Origin of the sequence: Pseudomonas sp. BF-R-30 (assembly GCF_019956175.1) — a bacterium.
GTDB classification, from domain to species: domain Bacteria; phylum Pseudomonadota; class Gammaproteobacteria; order Pseudomonadales; family Pseudomonadaceae; genus Aquipseudomonas; species Aquipseudomonas jessenii.
The window spans coordinates 45,828-51,966 of record NZ_JAHBDE010000034.1; the positions used below are offsets into that span (position 1 = coordinate 45,828).

Below are 6,139 nucleotides of genomic sequence, written 5' to 3' on the forward strand. Positions count from 1 at the left end.
GATAGTTACCTTCGCCCCATTCGATTCGTGAGATACAAACCCGCCGCGCATCATTCGCCAATCTCAACACATTGGCGGATGCATCCATGGAACAGTCACTCAAACATTTGCGCTTCCCGTTGGCTTTGTTGGCCGTAGTGGTGATCAGCGCTTGCGGCAAGGCCCCGGAAACCGCCGCCAGCATGCCAGCGGCCAAGGTCAGCGTGGCCAAGGTGCTGGAACAGCCGGTCAACGAATGGGACGAGTTCACCGGCCGTCTCGAAGCGCCGGAAACCGTCGAGATTCGTCCGCGGGTCTCCGGCCAGATCGATGAAGTGGCGTTCACGGAAGGCGCCCTGGTCAAGAAAGGCGACCTGCTGTTCCAGATCGACCCGCGTCCGTTCCAGGCTGAGGTCCGCCGCCTCGAAGCACTGGTTGCACAATCGCGCGCCAATGCCACCCGCAGCGAAAACGAAGCCCAGCGCGGTGAACGCCTGCGCACCAGCAACGCGATTTCCGCCGAACTGGCCGACTCGCGGACCAGCGCCGCCCAGGAAGCCCGCGCCGCGGTCGGCGCCCTGCAAGCGCAGCTGGATCTGGCCAGGCTGAACCTGAGCTTTACTCGTGTGACTGCTCCAATCAGCGGCCGCGTCAGCCGTGCGGAAATCACCGCCGGCAACCTGGTGACTGCCGACACCACCCCGCTGACCAGCGTGGTCTCTACTGACAAGGTGTACGCCTACTTCGACGCGGACGAGCGTGTGTTCCTGAAGTACACCGAGCTCGCTCGCCAGGGCAAGCGCGGCGCCACCACCCCGGTCTACATGGGCCTGTCCAACGAGGACGGCAACCCGCACCAGGGCGTGATGAACTTCGTCGACAACCAGGTCAACCCGAAGACCGGCACCATTCGTGGGCGCGCCGTGTTCGACAACAGCGATGGCAGCTACACCCCGGGCCTGTATGCACGCCTGAAACTGGTGGGCAGCGGCACTTACAGCGCCATGCTGATCAATGACGAAGCGGTCGGCACCGACCTGGGCAAGAAGTTCGTGCTGGTGATGGATGCCGACAACAAGACCGCCTACCGCGCGGTGGAGCTGGGTCCGAAGATCGAAGGTCTGCGCATTGTGCGCAATGGCCTGAACAAGGACGACACCATCATCGTCAAGGGCCTGCAACGGGTGCGCCCAGGCTCACCGGTCACCCCTGAAGTGATTCCGATGGCCAGCGAACAAACCCTCGCGGCACTCGCACAACAACGCCAAGCGCTGGAAGCCAGCAACCTGCCCCAAGTCGCGCCTGCCAGGGTTGCACCGGGCACGGCTGTGAAACTGGCTGCCACGACCCCACGCGGTTAAGGGATTTTTACGATGAATTTTTCCCAATTCTTCATTTCACGGCCGATCTTTGCAGCGGTGCTTTCGCTGCTGATCCTGATCGCCGGCGCCATCTCGCTGTTCCAGCTGCCGATCAGCGAATACCCGGAAGTGGTACCGCCGACCGTTGTGGTTCGTGCCAACTTCCCGGGTGCCAACCCAAAAGTCATCGGTGAAACCGTGGCCGCTCCACTGGAGCAAGCCATCACCGGTGTCGAGAACATGCTGTACATGTCCTCGCAGTCCACTGCTGACGGCAAGATCACCCTGACCATCACCTTTGCGCTGGGTACTGACCTGGACAACGCACAGGTGCAGGTGCAGAACCGTGTGACGCGGACCGAGCCAAAACTTCCCGAGGAAGTGACGCGAATCGGTATCACCGTGGACAAGGCTTCGCCCGACCTGACCATGGTTGTGCACTTGACCTCGCCGGACAAACGCTACGACATGCTCTACCTGTCCAACTACGCCTTGCTCAACATCAAGGATGAGCTGGCGCGTCTGGGTGGTGTCGGCGATGTGCAGTTGTTTGGCATGGGCGATTACTCCCTGCGTGTCTGGCTCGACCCGAACAAGACCGCTTCGCGCAACCTGACCGCCACCGATGTGGTCACGGCGATTCGTGAGCAGAACCGTCAAGTGGCGGCCGGTGCCTTGGGTGCGCCGCCTGCACCGAATGCCACGGCCTTCCAGTTGTCGGTCAACACCCAGGGCCGTCTGGTTTCCGAGGAAGAGTTCGAGAACATCATCATTCGCTCTGGCGACAACGGTGAAATCACTCGCCTCAAAGACATCGCTCGCGTCGAACTGGGCTCCAGCCAGTACGCCCTGCGTTCGTTGTTGAACAACCAGCCGGCGGTGGCGATCCCGATCTTCCAGCGTCCGGGTTCCAACGCCATCGAAATCTCCAACGAAGTGCGGTCGAAAATGGCCGAACTGAAGAAGAGCTTCCCCGAAGGCATGGACTTCAGCATCGTCTATGACCCGACGATCTTCGTGCGCGGCTCCATCGAGGCGGTGGTTCACACCCTCTTCGAAGCACTGATCCTCGTAGTACTCGTGGTGATCCTGTTCCTGCAAACCTGGCGCGCCTCGATCATTCCGCTGGTCGCTGTGCCGGTATCGCTGATCGGTACCTTTGCCGTGATGCATCTGTTTGGCTTCTCGCTCAACGCCTTGTCGCTGTTCGGCCTGGTATTGGCGATCGGTATCGTGGTGGACGACGCCATCGTGGTGGTGGAGAACGTCGAGCGGAATATCGAACTCGGATTGACCCCGGTTGAAGCGACCAAAAAAGCCATGGGCGAGGTAACCGGCCCGATCATCGCCACGGCTCTGGTGCTGTGTGCGGTATTCGTTCCGGCGGCGTTCATTTCCGGCCTGACCGGCCAGTTCTACAAGCAGTTCGCCCTGACCATCGCGATCTCCACGGTGATCTCGGCCTTCAACTCCCTGACCCTGTCGCCGGCGCTGGCCGCGGTATTGCTCAAGGGCCATGACGCGCCGAAGGACCGTTTCTCCAAGGTGCTGGACAAGATTTTCGGTGGCTGGTTGTTCCGTCCGTTCAACCGCTTCTTTGAAAAGGCCAGCCATGGTTATGTCGGCACCGTTGCCCGCGTGATCCGCTCAAGCGGTATCGCCCTGCTGCTGTACGCCGGCCTGATGGTCCTGACCTTCTTCGGTTTCTCCAGCACCCCGACCGGTTTCGTCCCCGGCCAGGACAAGCAATACCTGGTGGCCTTCGCGCAACTGCCGGATGCCTCGAGCCTGGACCGTACCGAAGACGTGATCAAGCGCATGTCCGAGCTGGCGCTTAAACAGCCCGGCGTGGAAAGCGCCGTGGCCTTCCCGGGCCTGTCGATCAACGGTTTCACCAACAGTCCGAACGCCGGCATCGTCTTCGTGACCCTCAAACCGTTCGACGAACGTAAAGACCCGAGCATGTCCGCCGGTGCGATTGCCGGTGCCTTGAACGGCCAGTACGCCAATATCCAGGAAGCCTACATGGCGATCTTCCCGCCGCCGCCGGTACAAGGCCTGGGCACCATCGGTGGTTTCCGCCTGCAGATCGAAGACCGGGGCAACCTGGGCTACGAAGAGCTGTACAAGGAAACCATGAACATCATCAACAAGAGCCACAACGTGCCGGAACTGGCCGGCCTGTTCACCAGCTACACGGTGAACGTGCCCCAGGTCGATGCCGCCATCGACCGGGAAAAAGCCAAGACCCACGGCGTGGCCGTCAGCGACATCTTCGACACCCTGCAGATCTATCTGGGTTCGCTGTATGCCAACGACTTCAACCGCTTTGGTCGCACCTACCAGGTCAACGTTCAGGCCGAACAACAGTTCCGCCTCGAATCCGACCAGATCGGCCAGCTGAAAGTGCGTAACAACAAGGGCGAAATGATCCCGCTGGCGACCTTCATCAAGGTCAGCGATACCTCGGGCCCGGACCGCGTGATGCACTACAACGGCTTCATCACCGCTGAAATCAACGGTGCGGCAGCCCCCGGCTACAGCTCCGGCCAGGCCGAAAAAGCCATCGAGAAACTGCTCAAGGAAGAACTGCCCAACGGCATGACCTACGAATGGACCGACCTGACCTACCAGCAGATCCTGTCCGGTAACACCGCACTGTTCGTGTTCCCGCTCTGTGTGCTGCTGGCGTTCCTGGTACTGGCGGCTCAATACGAAAGCTGGAGCCTGCCACTGGCGGTGATCCTGATCGTACCGATGACCCTGCTGTCGGCCATCACCGGTGTAATCGCCTCCGGCGGTGACAACAACATCTTTACCCAGATCGGTTTGATCGTATTGGTGGGGCTTGCCTGCAAGAACGCGATCCTGATCGTCGAGTTCGCCAAGGACAAACAGGAGGAAGGCTTGAGCCCGCTGGCGGCGGTCCTGGAAGCGTGCCGTCTGCGTCTGCGGCCGATCCTGATGACCTCCTTCGCGTTCATAATGGGTGTGGTGCCCCTGGTGTTCTCCAGCGGCGCCGGTGCCGAAATGCGCCACGCCATGGGTGTCGCGGTGTTCTCCGGGATGCTTGGGGTGACCTTCTTCGGTCTGTTGCTGACGCCGGTGTTCTACGTACTGATCCGTAACTTTGTCGAGCGCGGCCAGGCACGCAAAGCTGCCAAGGCCACCCTGAAGCTGGAGTCGCACTGATGAGTTTGAAAGCCTTCCTGCCGAGCCTGCTGGTACTGGCCCTGGGTGCCTGTGCCGTGGGCCCGGACTACAAGACGCCAACCACCGAGGCGGCCAACATCACGGCCGCCACCGATGGCGCCGCCGGCCAGAAGAACTTTGACCGTTCGCGTTTCGAAGGCATCTGGTGGCAGCAGTTCGAAGACCCGACCCTCAACCAGCTGGTGACGCAATCCCTGCAAGGCAACCGTGATCTGCGCGTCGCCTTCGCCCGCTGGAAAGTGGCGCGGGCGATCCGCGATGACGTCAGCAACGACGCCATGCCGACCATCACCAGCCGCGTCAGCAGTGACCTGGGCAAAGGCCAGATTCCGGGCCAGACCACCGACCGGGTCAACAGCGAACGCTACGACCTGGGCCTGGACATGGCCTGGGAGATTGACTTGTTCGGTCGCATCCAGCGCAACCTGGAGTCGGCCAACGCCGAGCAACAGGCATTCGAGGCCGATTTGTACCAACTGCAAGTCACCATGATTGCCGAACTGGTGGACTCCTACGGGCAACTGCGCGGTGCGCAGTTGCGGGAGAAAATCGCCCTGGCCAACCTGGAGAACCAGCAGGAGTCGCGCAAGATCACCATCAGCCTGCGTGATGCCGGCGTCGGCGACCAGCTCGATGTGGAGCGCGCCGATGCGCGACTGGCGTCGGTTGAGGCCAGCGTGCCGCAACTGCAGGCCGAACAGGTTCGGCAGAAAAACCGCATCGCCACCCTGCTGGGTGAACGTCCGGACAAGCTGACCGTGGACCTGAGCCCGAAAGACTTGCCGGCGATTGCCAAGGCCCTGCCGATCGGCGATCCGGGTGAACTGCTGCAACGCCGTCCGGACATTCGCAGTGCCGAACGCCAACTGGCCTCGGCCACCGCGCGTATCGGCGTGGCCAAGGCGGATCTGTTCCCTCGGGTCAGCCTCAGCGGCTTCCTCGGCTGGACTGCCGGACGTGGTTCGCAGATCGGTTCTTCGGCGGCCAACGCCTGGGCGCTGGGCCCGAGCATCACCTGGGCCGCGTTTGACCTGGGTAGCGTAAAAGCCCGCATACGTGGCGCCGACGCCGATGCCGAAGGCGCCCTGGCGACTTACGAGCAGCAAGTGTTGCTGGCCCTGGAAGAATCGGAAAACGCTTTCAGCGACTATGGCAAACGCCAACAGCGCCTGATCTCGCTGATTCGCCAGAGCGAGTCCAGCCGCTCGGCTGCCGACCTGGCGCAAATCCGCTACCGCGAAGGCACGTCCGATTTCCTCGTACTGCTCGACGCCCAGCGTGAACGCCTGGCGGCCGAAGATACCCAGGCCCAGGCCGAGGTTGATCTGTATCGCGGCATCGTCGCGATCTACAAGGCCCTCGGTGGCGGCTGGCAGCCGGAGACGGTCGCGAGCAAGTAGTACGGTTTTTAAAGCGCTCCTTTGGTTGGCCGCAACCAACCAATTTCCTTGCCCTGCGTCTCATTCGGTCGCGGGGCTTTTTTTTGCCTATCAAAAACAACACATCCCCCTTGTGGGAGCGGGCTTGCTCGCGAAGGCGGTGTGTCAGGCAATACATATGTCTACTGATATACCGCCTTCGCGAGC

General features: G+C 61.5%; 3 protein-coding genes. All 3 read left to right on the forward strand.

Translation table 11 applies throughout. From position 1 onward, the window contains the following. Window positions 1-86 precede the first annotated feature (86 nt). Genes mexE through KGB20_RS18775 form a run of 3 tightly spaced genes read left to right on the forward strand, consistent with a single transcriptional unit; the run spans window position 87 to window position 5,953 of the window. Window positions 87-1,340: a multidrug efflux RND transporter periplasmic adaptor subunit MexE gene (gene mexE / locus KGB20_RS18765; protein WP_057714781.1), complete on the forward strand. Its 1,254-nt coding sequence runs from the start codon at window positions 87-89 to the stop codon at window positions 1,338-1,340. A gap of 12 nt (window positions 1,341-1,352) precedes the next feature. Continuing rightward, window positions 1,353-4,532 (forward strand): efflux RND transporter permease subunit, encoded by a 3,180-nt coding sequence (locus KGB20_RS18770; protein WP_150812992.1) that lies wholly within the window; start codon window positions 1,353-1,355, stop codon window positions 4,530-4,532. Beyond that, window positions 4,532-5,953 (forward strand): efflux transporter outer membrane subunit, encoded by a 1,422-nt coding sequence (locus KGB20_RS18775; RefSeq protein WP_154946454.1) that lies wholly within the window; start codon window positions 4,532-4,534, stop codon window positions 5,951-5,953. Before KGB20_RS18770 ends, KGB20_RS18775 begins: the two co-directional genes overlap by 1 nt. Window positions 5,954-6,139: the final 186 nt, after the last annotated feature.

What these genes read in the sequence shown, in the direction of transcription:
- KGB20_RS18770 (WP_150812992.1), top strand. Translation starts at nt 1,353, where the DNA reads ATGAATTTTTCCCAATTCTTCATTTCACGGCCGATCTTTGCAGCGGTG.
- KGB20_RS18775 (WP_154946454.1), top strand. Translation starts at nt 4,532, where the DNA reads ATGAGTTTGAAAGCCTTCCTGCCGAGCCTGCTGGTACTGGCCCTGGGT.
- mexE (WP_057714781.1), top strand. Translation starts at nt 87, where the DNA reads ATGGAACAGTCACTCAAACATTTGCGCTTCCCGTTGGCTTTGTTGGCC.